The organism is Pseudomonas sp. B21-035 (genome assembly GCF_024748945.1).
GTDB lineage: Bacteria > Pseudomonadota > Gammaproteobacteria > Pseudomonadales > Pseudomonadaceae > Aquipseudomonas.
Map to the genome: position 1 here is coordinate 5,730,971 of NZ_CP087179.1, position 19,391 is coordinate 5,750,361.

General features: G+C 62.5%; 19 protein-coding genes and 1 pseudogene. 11 read left to right on the plus strand and 9 right to left on the minus strand.

Features of this window, described 5'->3' with window-relative positions:
* Positions 1–3: 3 nt before the first annotated feature.
* Positions 4–240 (minus strand): 50S ribosomal protein L28, encoded by a 237-nt coding sequence (rpmB, locus tag LOY22_RS26275; RefSeq protein ID WP_010225868.1) that lies wholly within the window; start codon positions 238–240, stop codon positions 4–6.
* Between the two features lie 362 nt (positions 241–602).
* Between rpmB and LOY22_RS26280 the strand changes: the two genes are divergently transcribed.
* Positions 603–2,192 (plus strand): ABC transporter substrate-binding protein, encoded by a 1,590-nt coding sequence (locus tag LOY22_RS26280; protein ID WP_258595508.1) that lies wholly within the window; start codon positions 603–605, stop codon positions 2,190–2,192.
* On the opposite strand, the gene radC is transcribed toward LOY22_RS26280, so the two are convergent.
* The gene (gene radC / locus LOY22_RS26285; RefSeq protein WP_010225870.1) at positions 2,189–2,863 is read right to left on the minus strand and encodes a RadC family protein; all 675 of its coding nucleotides are present in this window, start codon (positions 2,861–2,863) and stop codon (positions 2,189–2,191) included. The genes LOY22_RS26280 and radC overlap by 4 nt on opposite strands.
* 133 nt (positions 2,864–2,996) lie before the next feature.
* Here radC and coaBC point away from each other — a divergent pair, with 133 nt between their 5' ends.
* From coaBC to argB, 5 genes and pseudogenes are all read left to right on the plus strand, one after another.
* On the plus strand, positions 2,997–4,205 hold the full coding sequence (gene coaBC, locus LOY22_RS26290; protein ID WP_045199598.1) for a bifunctional phosphopantothenoylcysteine decarboxylase/phosphopantothenate--cysteine ligase CoaBC: 1,209 nt from the start codon (positions 2,997–2,999) through the stop codon (positions 4,203–4,205).
* A 6-nt stretch (positions 4,206–4,211) separates the two neighbouring features.
* Positions 4,212–4,667, plus strand: a complete 456-nt coding sequence (dut, locus tag LOY22_RS26295) for a dUTP diphosphatase (RefSeq protein WP_010225872.1) — start codon at positions 4,212–4,214, stop codon at positions 4,665–4,667.
* A complete protein-coding gene (locus LOY22_RS26300; protein WP_258595511.1) occupies positions 4,664–5,476 on the plus strand; it encodes a hypothetical protein in 813 nt (270 codons plus the stop codon). The genes dut and LOY22_RS26300 overlap by 4 nt, the downstream gene beginning before the upstream one ends.
* 149 nt (positions 5,477–5,625) lie before the next feature.
* Positions 5,626–7,002 (plus strand): annotated as a pseudogene (locus LOY22_RS26305) (phosphomannomutase/phosphoglucomutase); the annotation flags it as partial.
* A 29-nt stretch (positions 7,003–7,031) separates the two neighbouring features.
* Positions 7,032–7,937 carry an acetylglutamate kinase gene (gene argB / locus LOY22_RS26310; protein ID WP_045199591.1) on the plus strand — a complete coding sequence of 302 codons (906 nt, stop codon included), beginning with the start codon at positions 7,032–7,034 and terminating at the stop codon, positions 7,935–7,937.
* A gap of 41 nt (positions 7,938–7,978) precedes the next feature.
* Here argB and pyrE read toward each other — a convergent pair whose 3' ends face one another.
* On the minus strand, positions 7,979–8,620 hold the full coding sequence (gene pyrE / locus LOY22_RS26315; protein WP_010225878.1) for an orotate phosphoribosyltransferase: 642 nt from the start codon (positions 8,618–8,620) through the stop codon (positions 7,979–7,981).
* An 80-nt stretch (positions 8,621–8,700) separates the two neighbouring features.
* On the opposite strand from pyrE, the gene LOY22_RS26320 reads away from it, so the two are divergent.
* A complete protein-coding gene (locus LOY22_RS26320; RefSeq protein ID WP_010225880.1) occupies positions 8,701–9,480 on the plus strand; it encodes an exodeoxyribonuclease III in 780 nt (259 codons plus the stop codon).
* 66 nt (positions 9,481–9,546) lie between these two features.
* On the opposite strand, the gene LOY22_RS26325 is transcribed toward LOY22_RS26320, so the two are convergent.
* Positions 9,547–9,915: a DUF4870 domain-containing protein gene (locus LOY22_RS26325; protein WP_093378015.1), complete on the minus strand. Its 369-nt coding sequence runs from the start codon at positions 9,913–9,915 to the stop codon at positions 9,547–9,549.
* Positions 9,916–9,939: 24 nt separating this feature from the next.
* Positions 9,940–10,662, minus strand: a complete 723-nt coding sequence (gene rph / locus LOY22_RS26330) for a ribonuclease PH (protein WP_045199585.1) — start codon at positions 10,660–10,662, stop codon at positions 9,940–9,942.
* Positions 10,663–10,899: 237 nt separating this feature from the next.
* Here rph and LOY22_RS26335 point away from each other — a divergent pair, with 237 nt between their 5' ends.
* Together LOY22_RS26335 and gmk are read left to right on the plus strand one after the other, a co-directional pair.
* Positions 10,900–11,763 carry a YicC/YloC family endoribonuclease gene (locus tag LOY22_RS26335; RefSeq protein WP_045199583.1) on the plus strand — a complete coding sequence of 288 codons (864 nt, stop codon included), beginning with the start codon at positions 10,900–10,902 and terminating at the stop codon, positions 11,761–11,763.
* A gap of 13 nt (positions 11,764–11,776) precedes the next feature.
* Complete coding sequence (gene gmk / locus LOY22_RS26340) at positions 11,777–12,397, plus strand: guanylate kinase (protein WP_045199581.1); 621 nt, start codon at positions 11,777–11,779, stop codon at positions 12,395–12,397.
* Between the two features lie 21 nt (positions 12,398–12,418).
* Here gmk and LOY22_RS26345 read toward each other — a convergent pair whose 3' ends face one another.
* The 4 genes from LOY22_RS26345 to LOY22_RS26360 all read right to left on the minus strand — a co-directional run bounded on the left by LOY22_RS26345 (position 12,419) and on the right by LOY22_RS26360 (position 17,739).
* Positions 12,419–13,939, minus strand: coding sequence for an APC family permease (locus LOY22_RS26345; protein WP_045199579.1), 1,521 nt, complete (start codon positions 13,937–13,939; stop codon positions 12,419–12,421).
* A 112-nt stretch (positions 13,940–14,051) separates the two neighbouring features.
* Positions 14,052–14,831, minus strand: a complete 780-nt coding sequence (locus tag LOY22_RS26350; protein WP_045199578.1) for a gamma-glutamyl-gamma-aminobutyrate hydrolase family protein — start codon at positions 14,829–14,831, stop codon at positions 14,052–14,054.
* A 14-nt stretch (positions 14,832–14,845) separates the two neighbouring features.
* Complete coding sequence (locus tag LOY22_RS26355) at positions 14,846–16,339, minus strand: aldehyde dehydrogenase (protein ID WP_258595517.1); 1,494 nt, start codon at positions 16,337–16,339, stop codon at positions 14,846–14,848.
* Positions 16,340–16,356: 17 nt separating this feature from the next.
* Positions 16,357–17,739, minus strand: coding sequence for a glutamine synthetase family protein (locus LOY22_RS26360; RefSeq protein ID WP_045199574.1), 1,383 nt, complete (start codon positions 17,737–17,739; stop codon positions 16,357–16,359).
* A 247-nt stretch (positions 17,740–17,986) separates the two neighbouring features.
* On the opposite strand from LOY22_RS26360, the gene LOY22_RS26365 reads away from it, so the two are divergent.
* Both LOY22_RS26365 and rpoZ read left to right on the plus strand, forming a co-directional pair.
* Positions 17,987–18,865, plus strand: coding sequence for a LysR family transcriptional regulator (locus LOY22_RS26365; protein WP_258595518.1), 879 nt, complete (start codon positions 17,987–17,989; stop codon positions 18,863–18,865).
* Positions 18,866–19,107: 242 nt separating this feature from the next.
* The gene (rpoZ, locus tag LOY22_RS26370; RefSeq protein ID WP_045199570.1) at positions 19,108–19,377 is read left to right on the plus strand and encodes a DNA-directed RNA polymerase subunit omega; all 270 of its coding nucleotides are present in this window, start codon (positions 19,108–19,110) and stop codon (positions 19,375–19,377) included.
* Positions 19,378–19,391: the final 14 nt, after the last annotated feature.

Here is a 19,391-nt window from a genome sequence, read left to right on the forward strand (position 1 = left end):
CCCTTAGACCTTAGCGCCGTTACGGCGAATGTCGACCAGAACGGCATCAATGCCGCGCTTGTCGATGATACGCATGCCTTTGGCAGATACGCGCAGACGCACGAAACGCTTCTCGGACTCGACCCAGAAGCGATGATGCTGCAGGTTCGGCAGGAAACGACGACGGGTTTTGTTGTTTGCGTGGGAAATGTTATTCCCGGTTACCGGACCCTTACCGGTAACTTGACAGACTCTCGACATGCCTCAGCCCTCTAAAACCACATGCCCAACCCGGCATGGGTTGGCCGCTTAATCTCTCAGTCTTTGGCGCCAGGCGCCGTGTTTCTTCAGGGTCTTATCGACTCGGTCAGCAGATGCGACAAGCCGAGCCCCTAGAAAAGAGCGCTGCTTTATACCAGAAAGACCAGAGCACAACAACAGAAGATGTGCTTTGACTTGCTGTTCGACACGCCGGACCAGCATAACCACTGGCCCGGCCGGCTGTCGACCGCCCGTCGCTCGATCGGCAAAAAAGGATATGGTCATTTGTCTCACGGCACACTAGGGTAGGACTTTTCCAGACTGCACTGGCAGATGGGCCATCGATCAGCCAAGGAATCCCCATGCGTGCTGCCGCTCTACCCCTGTTGTTCGCCACCTTGCTCGGCCCGGCTTTCGCCCAGGCGGCTGCGCTGAGTGTGTGCACCGAAGCCAGCCCCGAAGGCTTCGACGTGGTCCAGTACAACTCGCTGACCACCACCAATGCCTCGGCCGACGTACTGATGAACCGCCTGGTTGAGTTCGATGCGCGCCAGGGTCAGGTGGTGCCGAGCCTGGCCGAAAGCTGGACGGTTTCGCCAGACGGCCTGATCTATGAGTTCAAGTTGCGCCCGGGGGTAAAGTTCCATAGCACCGGCTACTTCAAGCCCGGGCGCACGCTGGATGCCGACGACGTGCTGTTCAGTTTTCAGCGCATGCTCTACCCCGCCCATTCCTGGCACAAGATCGCCCAGAGCGGCTATCCGCACGCCCAGTCGCTGCAGCTACCCAGCCTGATCAAGCAGATCGAGGCCGTCGACCCGCTGACCGTGCGCTTTACCCTCGACCATCCCGACGCCACGTTCCTGGCCACCCTGAGCATGGGCTTTGCCTCGATCTATTCTGCCGAGTATGCCGACCAGTTGCTCAAGGCCGGCACCCCGGAGAAACTCAACAGCCAGCCGATCGGCACCGGGCCGTTTGTGTTCAATCGTTTCCAGAAGGACGCGGTGATCCGCTACCGCGCTAACCCGGACTACTTTGCCGGCAAGCCGGGCGTCGACCCGCTGATCTTCGCCATCACCCCCGATGCCAACGTGCGCCTGCAAAAGCTCAAGCGCAATGAATGCCAGATCGCCCTGTCGCCGAAACCGCTGGATATCGCCGCGGCCAGCGAGGATCCGACCCTCAAGGTGGAAAAGACCGAAGCCTTCATGACCGCTTTCGTCGCCATCAATAGCCAGCACGCACCGCTGGACAAGCCGGAAGTACGCCAGGCCATCAACCTCGCCTTCGACAAGGCCAGCTACCTCAAGGCCGTGTTCGTAGGCACCGCCGTCGCCGCCAATGGCCCGTATCCGCCCAACACCTGGAGCTACGCCAAGGACCTGCCAGGCTATCCGGCCAACCTCGACAAGGCTCGGGCCCTGCTGGCCAAGGCCGGCCTCAAGGACGGCTTCAGCACCACCATCTGGACCCGCCCGCAAGGCAGCCTGCTCAACCCCAACCCCAGCCTCGGCGCGCAATTGCTGCAGGCCGACCTGGGCAAGATCGGCATCAAGGCTGAAATCCGCGTGATCGAATGGGGCGAGCTGATCCGCCGGGCCAAGGCTGGCGAGCACGACCTGCTGTTCATGGGCTGGGCCGGTGACAACGGCGATCCGGACAACTTCCTCAGCCCGCAGTTTTCCTGCGCGGCGGTCAAGTCCGGGACCAACTTCGCCCGTTACTGCGATCAGCGCCTCGACCAGTTGATCAGCGCCGGCAAGACCACCAATGACCAGAGCGTGCGCAGCCGTCTGTACCAACAGGCGCAGACGCTGATTCAGCAGCAGGCCTTGTGGCTGCCCCTGGCCCACCCGACCGCCGCCGTACTGGCGCGCCAGGATGTCCAGGGTTACCAGGTCAGCCCGTTCGGTCGCCAGGACTTCGCCGGGGTCAGCACCTCGCGCTAGAGCCAGCCGTGCTCGGCCATCGACAGTGGCTCGCCGTCGCCGATGACGAAGTGGTCGAGCACGCGCACTTCGATCATGTCCAGCGCCTTGGTCAGGCGCCGGGTCAGGACCAGGTCGGCATCGCTGGGCTCGCTCACGCCTGAAGGATGGTTGTGGCAGAGGATCAACGCCGCGGCGTTATGGGCCAGGGCGCGCTTGATCACCTGCCGCGGATAGACGCTGGCGCTGTTGATCGAGCCCTGGAACAGCGCCTCGAAGGCCAGCACCCGGTGCTTGCTGTCGAGAAACAGGCAACCGAAGACCTCATGCGGCTCGTGGCGCAGGCGCGCCTTGAGGTAGTCCTTGACCGCCTGCGGGCTCTGCAGGGCTGAATCGCGCCGCAGGCCCTCGGCCAGGTGGCGCCGGGACATTTCCAGCACGGCCTGCAACTGGGCGAACTTTGCCGGGCCCAGGCCGAGCTCGCCATTGAAGCTGCGGCTGTCTGCCTCCAGCAGCCCGCGCAGGCTGCCGAAGCGCCCGAGCAGATGCCTGGCCAGGTCGACCGCGCTACGCCCACGCACCCCGGTGCGCAAAAAAATCGCCAGCAGCTCGGCATCCGACAGGTTACCCGCCCCCGACTCCAGCAGTTTTTCCCGCGGGCGCTCCGCCGCAGGCCAATCCCTGATACTCATGACAATTCCCTCTGTCTTTCGGTTACTGCTCCCGGTTTGAGCCCTGTGCTACATTAGCCGCTCATTTTTACGCGACGAACCGGCCTGGGGAGGCGTCGTCGCCGCGTGCAATCACTGAGCAAAAGGCAAGCCTATGCAGCGGCTGTATCGGAAGCGCATCGTTCTCGGCGTCGGCGGCGGCATTGCCGCCTACAAGAGTGCCGAGCTGGTTCGCCGACTCCTGGAACACGGCGCCCAAGTGCGCGTCGTCATGACCCGTGGCGGGGCCGAATTCATCACCCCGCTGACCATGCAGGCCCTGTCCGGCCACCCGGTGCACATGGACCTATTGGACCCTGCTGCCGAAGCGGCGATGGGCCATATCGAGCTGGCCAAGTGGGCCGACCTGGTACTGATTGCCCCAGCCACCGCCGACCTGCTCGCGCGCCTGGCCCAGGGTGTCGCCGATGACCTGCTGACCACCCTGGTGCTGGCTACCGATGCCACCGTGGCCGTGGCCCCGGCGATGAACCAGGCAATGTGGCGCGACCCGGCCACCCAGGCCAACCTTGAGCTGCTGCAAAGCCGCAATATCCAGGTGTTCGGCCCGGCTTCCGGCAGCCAGGCCTGTGGCGACGTCGGCCTGGGCCGCATGCTCGAAGCCACCGACCTGGCCTGGTGCGCCGCCGAGACTTTCAAGCGCGAGTCGCTGACCGGCAAGCACGTGTTGATCACTGCCGGCCCGACCCAGGAAAACATCGACCCGGTGCGCTACATCACCAACCACAGCTCGGGGAAAATGGGCTTTGCCCTGGCTGAAGCCGCCGTGGAAGCTGGCGCCAAGGTGACCCTGGTGACCGGCCCGGTGAATCTGCCGACACCCGACCGCGTCACCCGCATCGACGTGGTCAGCGCCCGCGACATGCTTGCCGCCTGTGAAGCCGCCATCCCCTGCGATGTGTTCATCGCCTCGGCAGCAGTCGCAGACTACCGCCCAGAAGTGGTAGCCCCGCAAAAACTCAAGAAAGACCCTACGACAGGTGACGGCCTGCTGCTGCAGATGGTCCGCAACCCGGACATTCTTGCCAGCATCTCCACCCGTCCTGACCGCCCGTTCAGCGTCGGCTTTGCCGCCGAGACCGAACACTTGCTCGATTACGCCGCGCGCAAGCTCAAGGACAAGAACCTCGACCTGATTGTCGCCAACGATGTGGCCAACCCCAGCATCGGCTTCAACAGCGAGGAGAACGCCTGCAGCGTCATCGACCGTCAACTTCACGCAACAGTTTTCGCGCAGACCAGCAAGGGCAAGATCGCCCGCCAGCTGGTAGCCTTCATTGCCGAACGTCTCAACCAGGTTTAATTTCGCATGCACGCTCTACAAGCCAAGATTCTCGATCCACGCATCGGCAGCGAGTTCCCGCTGCCGCAGTACGCCACCCCGGGTTCGGCCGGCCTTGACCTGCGCGCCATGCTCAAGCAAGACACCGTCCTCGAGCCAGGCCAGACCCTGCTGATCCCTACCGGCCTGTCGGTGTACATCGGCGATCCGGGCCTGGCGGCGCTGATCCTGCCGCGCTCGGGCCTTGGCCATAAACATGGCATCGTCCTCGGCAACCTGGTCGGCCTGATCGACTCCGACTACCAGGGCGAGCTGATGGTCTCGTGCTGGAACCGCGGCCAGACCCCATTCACCATCGCCATCGGCGAGCGCATTGCGCAGCTGGTGCTGGTACCCGTGGTACAGGCGCACTTCGATATCGTCGAAACCTTCGACGAAAGCCAGCGTGGCGCTGGCGGCTTCGGTCATTCCGGTAGCCATTGAGGCGCTTCCAGCAGGTGCTGCCGGGGCTATTGATAGCCCTGGCTGGCCTGCTTGCGGGCGTACTACTGACTTGGTTCACCGCAGTACTGACTGGCCAGCGTGAGCACCGCAACAACCTGGCTTACGCCCAGGCCGGTGCACTCGTATCGCGCCTGGACGCCTCGATCATTGCCGTCAGCAACGAAGTGAACGCCCTGGCGAGAAGCCCGGCGGTACTGGCATTGGTTCAATCACCTGACCCAAAAAAGCTGCTTGGCGCATTCGCCCACCTCGACGGCCTGGTGGCGGCACAGTTGCTCAAACCTGGACAGGCCGCCTCGAGCCCACCCATGAGCGAGCCCGTGCTCGACATGATCCGGCGCGCCGAGCGCGGCGTTCCACCTGCCCTTGAAGCCTATCCTGAGGCTGGACAGCAACGGGTTTTCAGCGTCACCGCACTGCGTGAGTCTGCTGACGCCCCCGTACAGGCCATTCTGGTGCTCACATTCGCGCTCTCACGCTTCACTGACCCACTGCAGCGCGATGCGGGTACGATTGGTCAGATGCGACTGACACAATTGGTGTTCAACGACCCGCCCGTCGAGCTTTTCAGCCACGGCCACAGCCAGGCGCCGGCATTGCACCAGTTGGGCACTGCCAACGCCACCTGGGCCTTGGGGTTTCAGCCCGGCCCCTTGATCGAGAACGCCTCGGCATACAGGTTCAACCCCTGGCTGCTGCTCGCCGCCTTTCTAGCGTTGTCCGGCCTGTTCGGCGGCTTTTGGTTAACCGCCAGACGCTCCCAGAATGGGGCCGTAAACATCAGCTGAATGTAGACAGAACAGACTTTACCGGCGAACTCTGTCGCGAAAATGCCGTCAAAGGCGGACATATTGACTCGCGCAGTGGCTGCCGCTGACGCTCTCAGCAACCCTTTTAGATTGGAGTTTCCCAGGTGACCAGCATGGAACGAGTGACCCCGAACCTTCCCGCCAGCATCTTCCGCGCCTACGATATCCGTGGCGTGGTCGGTGACACCCTGACCGCCGAAACCGCTTATTGGATCGGCCGCGCCATCGGCGCCCAGACGCTGGCCCAGGGTGAGCCGAACATCTCGGTCGGCCGCGACGGGCGCCTGTCGGGGCCAATGCTGGTCGAGCAACTGATCAAGGGCCTGGTCGAAGCCGGCTGCAAGGTCAGTGACGTCGGCCTGGTGCCGACCCCAGCCCTCTACTACGCCGCCAACGTACTGGCCGGCAAGTCCGGAGTGATGCTCACCGGCAGCCACAACCCGCCGAACTACAACGGCTTCAAGATCGTCATCGCCGGCGACACCCTGGCCAACGAGCAGATCCAGGCTCTGTTGATCCGCCTGCAAACCAACGACCTGAGCCGCGGCGAAGGCAGCGTCGAGAAAGTCGAAATCCTCGAGCGCTATTTCAAACAGATCGCCGGCGATATCAAGCTGGCGAAGAAGCTCAAGGTGGTGGTGGACTGCGGCAACGGTGCGGCTGGCGTGATTGCCCCGCAGCTGATCGAAGCCCTGGGCTGCGAAATGATCCCGCTGTTCTGCGAGGTCGATGGCAACTTCCCCAACCACCACCCGGACCCGGGCAAGCCTGAGAACCTGGTCGACCTGATCGCCAAGGTCAAGGAAACCGGCGCCGACCTGGGCCTGGCCTTCGATGGCGATGGCGACCGCGTCGGCGTGGTCACCAACACCGGCAACATCGTCTACCCCGACCGCCTGCTGATGCTGTTCGCCCAGGACGTGCTGGAGCGCAATCCGGGCGCCGAGATCATCTTCGACGTCAAATGCACCCGCCGCCTGACCCCGCTGATCGAGCAGTACGGCGGCCGCGCGCTAATGTGGAAAACCGGTCACTCGTTGATCAAGAAGAAGATGAAACAGACCGGCGCCCTGCTCGCCGGTGAAATGAGCGGCCATATTTTCATCAAGGAACGCTGGTACGGTTTTGACGATGGTATTTACAGTGCCGCGCGCCTGCTGGAGATCCTCAGCAAGGCCAAAACCGATGCCGAACAGCTGTTCGCGGCGTTCCCGAACGATATTTCCACGCCGGAAATCAACATTGATGTGACCGACGAGGGTAAATTCAGCATCATTGATGCACTGCAACGCAACGCCGACTGGGGCAACGACGCCAACCTGACCACCATCGATGGTGTGCGGGTCGACTACCCACAAGGCTGGGGCCTGGTTCGCGCCTCCAACACCACGCCGGTGCTGGTATTGCGCTTCGAGGCCGACACTGACGCCGAACTGCAGCGTATCCAAGAGGTATTCCGCGCCCAGCTAAAGCGCGTTGCCCCTGACCTGCAACCCGAGTTCTGACCGACTATCTGTTCCAACTGGAGCCCTGCATGACCCTCGATCGCGATGCCGCCACCCATGTCGCCCAGGTTTTGTCCGAAGCGCTGCCTTATATCCGCCGCTTTGTCGGCAAGACCCTGGTGATCAAATACGGCGGCAACGCGATGGAGAGCGAAGAGCTCAAAACCGGTTTTGCCCGCGACGTGGTGCTGATGAAAGCGGTCGGCATCAACCCGGTGGTCGTGCACGGTGGCGGCCCGCAGATCGGTGACCTGCTCAAGCGCCTGTCGATCGAAAGCCACTTCATCGACGGCATGCGCGTTACCGACGCGCAAACCATGGACGTGGTGGAGATGGTCCTCGGCGGCCAGGTCAACAAGGACATCGTCAACCTGATCAACCGTCATGGCGGCAGCGCCATCGGCCTGACCGGCAAGGATGCCGAGCTGATTCGCGCGAAGAAGCTCACCGTCAGCCGCCAGACGCCAGAGATGACCACCCCGGAAATCATCGACATCGGTCATGTGGGCGAAGTGGTCGGGGTGAACACCGACCTGCTCAACATGCTGGTCAAAGGTGACTTCATTCCGGTGATCGCGCCGATCGGCGTGGGCGCCAACGGCGAGTCGTACAACATCAACGCCGACCTGGTGGCCGGTAAGGTTGCCGAAGCACTGAAAGCTGAAAAGCTGATGCTGCTGACCAACATCGCCGGCCTGATGGACAAGCAAGGCACCGTGCTCACCGGCCTGACCACCGAGCAGGTCAACGAACTGATCGCCGACGGCACCATTTACGGCGGCATGCTGCCGAAAATCCGCTGCGCCCTTGAAGCGGTGCAAGGCGGGGTCAACAGCTCGCACATCATCGATGGCCGGGTGCCGAACGCGGTACTGCTGGAGATCTTCACCGACAGCGGCGTAGGCACCCTGATTACCAACCACAAGCCGCGCTAAGGCACAAAAAAGGCGACCCTCGGGTCGCCTTTTTGTTTGCCTCAGATACCGTACTGAGCCCGGTAGGCCTCGACGGCCGGCAAGTGCTGCTTGAGCGCCGGGTCGTCGGCGAGGAACTCCAGCACCTGGGTCAGCGAGACGATGCTCACCACCGGAATGCCGAAGTCGCGCTCCACTTCCTGGATCGCCGACAGCTCGCCGTTGCCGCGCTCCTGGCGGTTCAGCGCGATCAACACGCCAGCAGCCTTGGCTTGCTGGCCCTGGATGATCTGCATGACTTCGCGGATGGCGGTACCGGCAGTGATCACGTCGTCGATGATCAGCACATCGCCGGTCAGCGGTGCGCCGACCAGGCTGCCGCCTTCACCGTGGGCCTTGGCCTCTTTGCGGTTGAAGCACCACGGCAGGTCGAGGTCATGGTGCTCGGCCAGGGCCACGGCAGTGGCTGCCGCCAGGGGGATACCCTTGTAGGCCGGGCCGAACAGCACGTCGAACGGGATCTTGCTGTCGACGATTGCCGCAGCATAGAAACGCCCGAGCTGAGCCAGGGCCGAACCGCTGTTGAACAGGCCGGCGTTGAAGAAGTACGGGCTGGTGCGCCCGGACTTGAGGGTGAACTCACCGAAGCGCAGAACCCCGCGGTCGATGGCAAAACGAATGAAGTCGCGCTGATACGGCTGCATGAAGAGTCCCGGATACCACGGATTTAGCTAATTGAGTACAGCTCGGGTATCATACACGCACGAGATTTTTGGGGCCATTTATGCGGATCATCAGTGTGAACGTTAATGGCATTCAGGCTGCCGTTGAGCGTGGTTTGCTCAGCTGGCTACAAGCCCAGAATGCTGACGTCATCTGCCTTCAGGATACCCGCGCCTCGGCCTTTGAACTCGACGACCCAGCTTTCCAGCTCGATGGCTACTTCCTTTATGCCTGCGACGCAGAAGTTCCCGCCCAAGGCGGCGTGGCACTTTATTCGCGGTTGCAGCCCAAGGCAGTCATCAGCGGCCTGGGCTTCGAGACAGCCGACCGCTACGGACGTTACCTGCAGGCCGATTTCGACAAGGTAAGTATTGCAACCCTGTTGCTACCTTCGGGAATGAACGGCGATGAAGACTTGAACCAGAAGTTCAAGTTGATGGACGACTTCGCCAAGTACCTGGACAAGCAGCGGCGCAAGCGTCGCGAGTACATCTATTGCGGCTCGTTGTACGTGGCGCAGCAGAAGCTCGACGTCAAGAACTGGCGCGATGGCCAGCAGTCTCCAGGCTTCCTGGCGCCGGAACGCGCCTGGATGGACGAGATTGTCGGCAACATGGGCTATGTCGATGCCCTGCGCGAAGTCAGCCGTGAAGGCGACCAGTACAGCTGGTGGCCAGACAACGAGCAGGCCGAGATGCTCAACCTGGGCTGGCGCTTCGACTACCAGTTGCTGACCCCGGGCCTGCGCCGCTTTGTTCGCAGCGCACGCCTGCCACGCCAGCCGCGCTTCTCCCAGCACGCGCCGCTGATCGTGGATTACGACTGGACGCTGACCATCTAAGTCGTGCAGCCACAAAAAAACCGACTTCATGTCGGTTTTTTTGTGGCTTCAGCTTTTATCAGATCATTATTTGATCGGCCGCCAGGTCAGCGGGTAGCGATAGGGCTGGCCTTCGTTGGCCTTGACCCCGGCAATGATGGTCAGGATCAGCACGGCGATCATCAGCATGCCAAACAGCACGATGCCGATCAGGACAAACATCAGCAGCCCACAGATGATTCCGGCGATGAATACTGTGATCTGGAAGTTCAGTGCCTCCTTGCCCTGGGCATCGACGAACGGGTCGACGTCCTTTTTCCAGATCCACATCGCCAGCGGCCCCAACAGGCTACCGAAGGGGAAGACCAGGCCGAGCAAGGCAGCCAGGTGACAGAACATCGCCCATTGCCGGACTTCGGCGTTGGGAGTGGGCAACTGCAAGGGCTGCTCGGTCATGCTCTGCTCCTGGGCTTGGGTGTATCAGTCAGCCAGCGAGGCCTGCTGCAGTTCGAACAGGTCAACCATGCCTTTTTGCGCCAGTGCCAACATGGCGTTGAGCTCTTGCGGCTGGAATGGCGCGCCTTCGGCAGTGCCTTGTACTTCGATGAAGCCGCCTGCGCTGGTCATCACCACGTTCAGGTCGGTCTCGGCGGCCGAGTCTTCGAGGTAGTCCAGATCGAGCACCGGCTCACCCTGGTACATGCCTACCGAGACGGCTGCGATCATGTGCTTGAGCGGGTCACCGCCCTTCAGGCCGCCGCGCTTCTTGACCACGCGCAGGGCATCAACCAGGGCAACCATGGCGCCGGTGATCGAAGCGGTGCGGGTGCCGCCGTCGGCCTGAATCACGTCGCAGTCGACGTACAGGGTGATGTCGCCCAGCTTGCTCATGTCCAGCGCAGCGCGCAGGGAGCGGCCAATCAGGCGCTGGATTTCGAGGGTGCGACCGCCTTGCTTGCCACGGCTGGCTTCGCGCTGGTTACGCTCGCCGGTAGAACGCGGCAGCATGCCGTATTCGGCCGTCAGCCAGCCCTGGCCCTGGCCTTTGAGGAAGCGCGGGACACCGTTCTCGACACTGACGGTACAGATGACTTTGGTGTCACCGAACTCGACCAGTACTGACCCCTCGGCGTGTTTGGTGTAGTTGCGGGTGATGCGGATCGAGCGGAGCTGATCGGCAGCGCGACCACTTGGACGTTTCATTTGGGATACCTGTACTGGACTTGAATCTGCCCAGCATTATAGAGCGCGCCGGGCGATGAGGACACGCCTATTGTCGCAGGCCCCGAAACAGACGGCCCAGGGCCGCAGGTCGGGTTTTTCCGGGAACCGCGTGAGGGTTTGTAACATCAGTTGATTGGGAGCCAGCGCCGCACTGCGCTACAATCCTGCGCCTTCAGCCGCTTGGCTTTCCTTCATCTTTTGCGCGAGGTACTTCCCATGGTGCACAGCATGACCGCTTTTGCTCGCGTCGAGCGCGCCGGTAGCCAGGGCACCCTGATCTGGGAACTGCGCTCAGTCAATCATCGTTACCTGGAGCCGCACCTGCGCCTGCCAGAAGCCTTCCGCGACCTCGAGGGCGCCGTGCGCGAAAGCCTGCGCCAGGGCCTGTCGCGCGGCAAGGTCGAATGCACCCTGCGCTTCAACGAAGAAAACAACGGCAAGGCCCTGCAGGTTGATCGCGAGCGCGCCGCGCAACTGGTTGCCGCCGCCGAGACAGTCGCCAGCCTGATCAAGCAGCCGGCGCCGCTCAACCCGCTCGAGGTTCTGGCCTGGCCCGGCGTGCTGGTGGCCGATGCCGCCGACCCGCAGGCGCTCAACAGCGAGGCCATGGCCCTGTTCGAAGAGGCCCTGAACGAGCTGAAGAACGGCCGCAACCGCGAAGGCGCAGAACTCGCGCGACTGATCAACGAGCGCCTGGACAACATGGCCAGCGAGGTCACCACCTTGCGCGCCCTGGTGCCGCAGATGCTCGCGGCGCAACGGCAGAAGATCCTCGACCGCTTCAGCGACATGCAGGCCGAGCTCGACCCGCAGCGCCTGGAGCAAGAGATGGTCATGCTCGCGCAAAAGAGCGACGTCGCCGAAGAACTCGACCGCTTGAGCACCCACGTCACCGAAGTGCGCCGCGTGCTCAAGTCCGGCGGTGCCGCCGGCCGGCGCCTGGACTTCCTGATGCAGGAGCTCAACCGCGAAGCCAATACCCTGGGCTCCAAAGCCTTCGACCCACGCAGCACCCAGTCCGCGGTCAACCTCAAGGTACTGATCGAGCAGATGCGTGAACAAGTACAGAACATTGAGTAAGGCCACCCCGACCATGAATCACAGCAGCGGCACCCTTTACATCGTTTCGGCCCCCTCCGGCGCCGGCAAGACCAGCCTGGTCAAAGCCCTGATCGATGCTGACAACAGCATCCAGGTGTCGGTCTCACACACCACCCGGGCCATGCGCCCGGGCGAAGTGCACGGCGTGAACTATCACTTCGTCGAGCACACCGAGTTCAAGCTGATGATCGAGCAAGGCGACTTCCTCGAGCAGGCCGAGGTCTTCGGTAACTTCTACGGGACTTCGCGCAGCGCGCTGCAACAGGCGCTCGACCAGGGCCAGGACCTGATCCTCGAGATCGACTGGCAAGGCGCCCAGCAGGTGCGCACGCTGATGCCCGAGGCGCGCTCGATCTTCATCCTGCCGCCGACCCAGGAAGCCCTGCGCCAGCGCCTGACCAACCGCGGCCAGGACAGCGACGAGATCATCGAAGGACGGATGCGTGAAGCAGTGAGCGAGATGAGTCACTACGACGAGTATGACTTTGTCATCATCAACGATGACTTCGCCACGGCACTGGAAGACCTCAAGGCGGTGTTCCGCGCCAATCGCCTGCTGCAAGCCAACCAGCAGCAGCGTCATGGCCAGTTGCTCAAGCAATTGCTTGCCTGAGCAACCTGCCGCTCCAGCCGCTTAGCGGCGGCTGGAGACCGTGGCGTGACGATGCAGGGTCATGCCCAGGAAGAACGCCGGCGCACGCAGACGCGACAGCATCATCAGCACCAGGCCGAGTACGGTGATGATCATTGCGATCACGAACACCAGGCCCAACCCGCCCACATGCGAACCGCTGCCGAACGACGGCGAAGCGCTGTCGATGGCTGTCTGCAGGAAAATCACCGAAAGGATGCCACCGCCAAGCAGCGGGCACAGGCCGCGCATCAGGAAATGCCGCACGCTGTCGAACAGGCTGTGGCGGAAGTACCAGACGCAAGCATAGGCAGTCAGCGAATAGTAGAAGCAGATCATCATGCCCAGGGCGGTGATGGTGTCTGCCAGGACGTTTTCGCTCAAGGTACGCATGGTCACGTAGAACACACCTGCCGCCATGCCGGCGCAGATGGTGGCGTAGCGCGGGGTTTTCGAGCGCGGGCAGATGCTGGCGAAACGCTCGGGCACAGCGCCGTAGTAACCCATGGCCAGCAACGTGCGCGCCGGCGATACGAAAGTGGACTGCAGCGAGGCGGCAGTGCTGGCCAGCACCGCGATCGACATCAGGATAGCCAGCGGCCCCATGACCGGGCCGGCCAGGTGAGCGAAGACGTTTTCCTGGATGCGCGGGTTGTTCAGGCCCAGGCCAATGTCACCGATACCGGCGAATTGCAGGGTAGCGATTGCTGTGACCAGGTACAGGCCAAGAATCAGCAGCACCGTCAGGGTCGCCGCACGGCCAGGGGTATCACCGCTGCCGACCGATTCTTCACTGATGCTCAGGCACACGTCCCAGCCCCAGAAAATGAAAATCGACAGCGACAGGCCGGCGGTAAAGGCCGAGAACGACTCAACGCCGAAGGGGTTGAACCAGTCCAGGTCGAACGCCAACGGTGGCGTCGCCGACGACTCGCCAAACGCAGCCATGGCAAAGCCCACCAGCACCACCAGTTGCAAGGCCACCAGGCCGTACTGCACGGTCATGGTCGTGGCGATGCCGCGACAGCAGATCCACACCGCCATGGCGATGAACACGCAACAGGTGACGACATTGACCAACAGGTTGTCGCTGAGCGCAGCCACCTCGTGGCTGCCGGTGATCTGCCCAAGGAATAGATAGAAGAAGTCGACGGCCACCCCGGCCAGGTTGGACAGCACGATGGTGGTTGCGGTAACCAGCCCCCAGCCGCCAATCCAGCCGATCATCGGGCCGAACGCCCGTGCCGACCAGGTAAAGGAAGTACCGCTGTCCGGCTCGGCCGCATTCAGTTCGCGGTAACCCAGGGCCACCAGCAGCATCGGCAGGAAGCCAACGATGAATACCGCCGGCAGATGAGCCCCGACTTCACGCACGGTCGGGCCCAACGCACCAGTCAGGGTGTAGACCGGAGCGATGGTGGAAATGCCCAGCACGATGCTGGCCAGCAGTCCGAGCCGGCCCTTGGCCAGCCCCTTGGATCGCCCGCCCTCACCTGGGGACAGGCCTGCTTTGTGTTCACTCATGAGTAGTTGCCGCCAATATTGGTATTGTTTTTCAGGACGCCCCGCGGGGTGTCCGCTTTCACTCATTGAAACCTGTTGCGTGGTACTTCAAGCCCGGATCAACCGGCTGACCTCATAGGATCTTCTCCCGGATCCGCTCGCCCATGGCACGGGTCAGGCATGCCTCACGAAACGCCTGGAACAGGCGCAGCGAGACCGGGTTGTCGGCAAAACGGTACTCGGGGTGCCATTGCACGCCGACCACAAAGCCTGGGGCGTCTTGCATCGACACCGCTTCGATCAGCCCGTCGGGGGCCAATGCCTCGGCGCGCAAGCCGCCAGCCAGGCGATCGATACCCTGGCTGTGCAGCGAATTGACCATGAAGCTGTGCTCCATCCCCAGGCGTTCGAACAACCCGCCGGGCTGGACAGTGACCAGGTGACGGGGGCTGTACTGTTCTTCCAGCGGGGCGTCCTGCGGCTCGCGATGATCCAGGTAACCCGGCAGTTCCTGCACCCGCTGGTGCAGGGTGCCACCGAGGGCCACGTTGAGTTCCTGGAAACCACGGCAGATGCAGAACACCGGCACGCCGTCGGCAATCGCCGCCTGCAGCAGCGGCAGGGTCAGTCGATCGCGAAACACGTCGTGCTGGGTCCCTTCCACGCTGGGGGCGCCATTGTAATGATGCGGCTCGACATTTGAAGGCGAACCGGTAAAAAGAATGCCATCGAGCCGCTCCAGTACGCGGCGCGGGTCGCTGGGCTCGGCCCTGGCCGGGAGGATCAGGGGGATCCCGGCAAAGCCTGCGGCCTCGACATATTTGTCGCCCACGGTGTGCGACGAGTTCTTGCCCAGTTGCTGGCGGCAAGCGGAAACGCCAATCAAAGGCGGCATTGCTGCGGTAGTTTGCATGGGTTCACCCTCCCTTACAGCTTGATCCAGGTCGCCTTGAGTTCGGTGTATTTGTCGAAAGCGTGCAACGATTTGTCCCGGCCATTACCCGACTGCTTGAAGCCGCCAAACGGTGCGGTCATGTCGCCGCCGTCGTACTGGTTGACCCAGACACTGCCAGCACGCAGGGCGCGAGCGGTGTTGTGGGCACGGGAAATGTTGCTGGTCCACACCGCCGCCGCCAGGCCGAAGGGCGAATCGTTGGCAATGTCGATGGCTTGTTCGGCGCTATCGAAGGTGATCACCGACAGCACCGGGCCGAAGATTTCTTCGCGGGCGATACGCATGGCATTGGTCACGCCATCGAAGATCGCTGGCTGCACGTAAACACCGCAGGTGTCTTCCAGCACCCGCTCGCCACCGGTGAGCAGGGTGGCGCCGTCTGCCTTGCCGGCTTCGATGTAACCGAGCACGGTGTCCAGTTGGGTGGTGTCGACCAGGGCGCCGACGCGGGTGTCCGGGTCCAGCGCATGGCCAGGCTTCCAGGCCTTGAGGGCCTCGACCACCATCGGCAGGAACTGGTCCTTGATCGAGCGTTCAACCAACAGGCGCGAACCGGCAATGCACACTTCGCCCTGGTTGAAGGCGATAGCGCTGGCCGCAGCTTCGGCGGCGGCCTGCAGGTCCGGGGCGTCGGCGAAGACGATATTCGGGCTCTTGCCACCGGCTTCGAGCCAGACGCGCTTCATGTTCGACTCGCCGGCGTAGACCATCAGCTGCTTGGCGATGCGGGTGGAACCGGTGAACACCAGGGTATCGACGTCCATGTGCAGGGCCAGGGCCTTGCCGACGGTGTGGCCGTAACCTGGCAGCACGTTGAGGACACCCGCCGGCAAACCGGCTTCGATCGCCAGTTGAGCGATACGAATGGCGGTCAGCGGCGATTTTTCGGACGGCTTGAGGATCACCGAGTTACCGGTGGCCAGGGCCGGGCCGAGCTTCCAGCAGGCCATCATCAGTGGAAAGTTCCACGGAACAATGGCCGCGACCACGCCGACCGGCGAGCGGGTGACCAAACCCAGCTGGTCGGACGGGGTCGCAGCAACTTCATCGTAAATCTTGTCGATGGCTTCAGCGTTCCAGCGGATGGCGTTGGCCGCCGCCGGAATGTCGATGCTCAGGGCATCGGCAATCGGCTTGCCCATGTCCAGGGTCTCGAGCAATGCCAGTTCTTCGGCATTGGCCAGAAGCAAATCTGCAAAAGCAATCAGCACCCGCTTGCGCTGGGCCGGCGCCTGGTTGGCCCAGACGCCACTGTCGAAACTGCGCCGGGCCGCAGCGACCGCGCGTTCGGCATCGGCGCTGTCACAGCTGGCGATCTGCGCCAGCTGGCGGCCGTCGACCGGGCTTGAACACTCGAAAGTCTCGTCGGACACACTGGCGCAGTACTGGCCGTCGATAAAGGCGCGGCCTTCGATGTTCAGGCCCTGGAAAAGCTGTTCCCAGTGTTGGCGTGGTGCTGTTGTCATTGTTGTTTTCTCCGGCGTCACACCGTGTGCAGGTACCAGTTGTATTCGAGGTCGGAAATCGACACTTCGAACTCGGCCATCTCGCTTTCCTTGCAGGCGACAAAAATATCGATGTAGTCGGGGCTGATGTACTTGTTCAGCACTTCACTGTCATCGAGCTCACGCAGCGCATCGCGCAGGTTGTTCGGCAGGCTCTGCTCCAACTGCTCGTAGGAGTTGCCCTCGATAGGCGCTCCCGGCTCGATCTGGTTGGTCAGGCCATGGTGGATGCCGGCGAGAATGGCCGCCATCATCAAGTACGGGTTGGCATCGGCGCCGGCAACCCGGTGCTCGATTCGCACGGCATCGCTGCTGCCGGTCGGCACGCGGACCGCTACGGTGCGGTTGTCCAGCCCCCAGCTCGGCGCGTTGGGCACGTAGAACTGAGCACCGAAACGCCGGTAGGAGTTGATGTTCGGGCACAGGAAGGCCATTGACGCTGGCATGGTCTCGAGCACGCCACCAATGGCGTGGCGCAGGGTTTCGCTTTGCTCGGGGTCTTCGCTGGTGAAGATGTTCTTGCCGGTTTTTTTGTCCAGCAACGAGATATGCACGTGCAGGCCGTTACCGGCCTGGCCCGGATAGGGCTTGGCCATGAAAGTGGAGTCCATTTCATGGTCGTAGGCGATGTTCTTGATCAGGCGCTTGAGCAACACCGCGTAGTCGCAGGCCTTCATCGGGTCGGCAACGTGGTGCAGGTTGACCTCGAACTGCGCCGGGGCGCTTTCCTTGACGATCGCATCCGCCGGGATGCCCTGCTCCTTGGCGGCTTCAAGCATGTCCTGCAGGCAATCGACGTATTCGTCGAGATCGTCGATCAGGTACACCTGGGTCGACTGCGGGCGCTTGCCGGAGATCGGCGAACGCGGCGGTTGCGGGCGGCCGTTGAGGTTGTCCTGGTCGATCAGGTAGAACTCAAGCTCAAACGCCGCGCAAATATCCAGGCCCAGCGCATCGAACTTCTCCACCACGCTGCGCAGCACTTCCCGCGGGTCGGCGAAGAATGGCGTGCCGTCCAGTTCATGCATGGTCATCAGCAATTGCGCGGTCGGACGCTTCTGCCACGGCTCGTAGGCCAAGGTACCGGGGATCGGGAAGCAGATGCGGTCGGCATCGCCGATGTCCAGGCCCAGGCCGGTGCTTTCGACGGTCGAGCCGTTGATGTCCAGGGCAAACAGCGAAGCCGGCAGGTTGATGCCTTTTTCGTAGACTTTAACCAGGCTTGCACGCTCGATGCGCTTGCCACGCACCACGCCGTTCATGTCTGCAATCAGCAGATCGACAAATTGCACCTCAGGGTGGGCCTGGAGAAATTCGCCCATCTCATCGAGAGGGATGGCGCACGGGGAGACCGACGTCATGGCTAGGCATCCTTTGATTTTTTATCGAACGACATGGAGGAGGTACTACTGCGCTATCGAGAGCGGCGATGGTTTCATTTGTTCTTTTTAAGTGGTCCCATCGTGGGGAACAGCTGAACGCCGTGGGTTCGCACGGACGTTCCAGATTTTTCTGACAACGTCGCGACTTGATTCACGACTGCCGCCTCACTATAGAATGGCCCCCACGCAACAGACATTGGCATTTAGGCAAGTAAAGAGTGCATCCATGCAATATCAGATCAGCCACGCCGACCTTTCCCTGGTGCTTGCACTGGTCCGCGGCCGCTCCCTGGCCAAGGCCGCCGAGCTGCTGAAGGTCGATGTATCGACTGTTTTTCGTTCGATCCGGCGCATGGAAGCCGCCCTGGGTACCGCGTTGTTCGTCAAAAGCCGCAAAGGCTACATCCCCACCGGTACCGCCCAGGCCCTGGCCGAGCAGGCCGAACGCGCCGAGCAGGCACTGGATGCCGCGCGGGTGGCGCTGGAACTCGGTGAGCAGGTGGTCAGCGGCACGGTGCGCCTGACCTGCACCGACGCCGTGCTGCACAGCCTGTTGCTGCCAGCGCTGGCCGAGTTCATGCCGGCGTATCCGGCGCTGTCGCTGGAGCTGGCGACCTCCAACACCTTTGCCAACCTCAGCCGGCGCGATGCCGACCTGGCCCTGCGCCTGACCAACACCCCGCCGGAGCACCTGGTCGGGCGCTGCCTGGGATCGGCGTCCTATGTGGTGTGCGGCCGCGAAGAGTTTCGCGACAAGCTCAAGGACGCGCCGGCGGCGCTGCCGTGGATAGCCCCGGACGACACCATGCAGGACCACCCCACCGTGGTCTGGCGCAGCGAACACCTGCCCGGGGTCACGCCGCGCTACCGTTGCAGCAGCATCTCGGCGATTGCCCAGCTGGTAACCGCCGGCCTGGGCGTGGCGGCCCTGCCAGACTACATGGCCCATACCCTGCCCGGCGTCGAATCGCTGAGCGCTGCCCTGCCCGGCTGCGACACCGAAGTCTGGCTGCTGACCCGCCCCGATTGCCGCGCCTTGCGTTCAGTGCAGACGCTGTTCGACGAATTGACCCCGCGCCTGCGCGATGCCTTGGGTCGCCAGTGAAATCGTCCTCGCGGGGCAAGCCCGCTGCCACAGAACCTCTGTAGGAGCGGGCTTGCCGCGCGATGCTATTGAATTGAGCACGCATACAAGACAGTTGTGCTAGAGCCCTGCAAGTAGGTATCGTCGAGGTATCAAGGGCTCGAAATGAAATCAGCGCTTCCCTAAAGGCTGGTGATTTTTTAAACTATCGAGTCCGCTCGCCCTTTCGGGCTGAACTCCGCATTTGCTACTTGAGGAAGACCATGGCCCGCGTAACCGTTGAAGACTGCCTAGAACACGTGGCTAACCGTTTTGAGCTGGTCATGCTCTCCACCAAACGTGCCCGTCAACTGGCCACCGGCGGCAAAGAGCCGAAGCTGCCATGGGAAAACGACAAACCTACCGTCATGGCCCTGCGCGAAATCGCTGAAGGCATCTGCACTGATGAGTTCATGGCTGCAGAGTCGATCCAGACTCAAGTTGAGCCAATGTTCGCGTTCGGCGAGGGTGACGAGACCAACGAGGCGGTCTAAGCCCATGCCTGGTC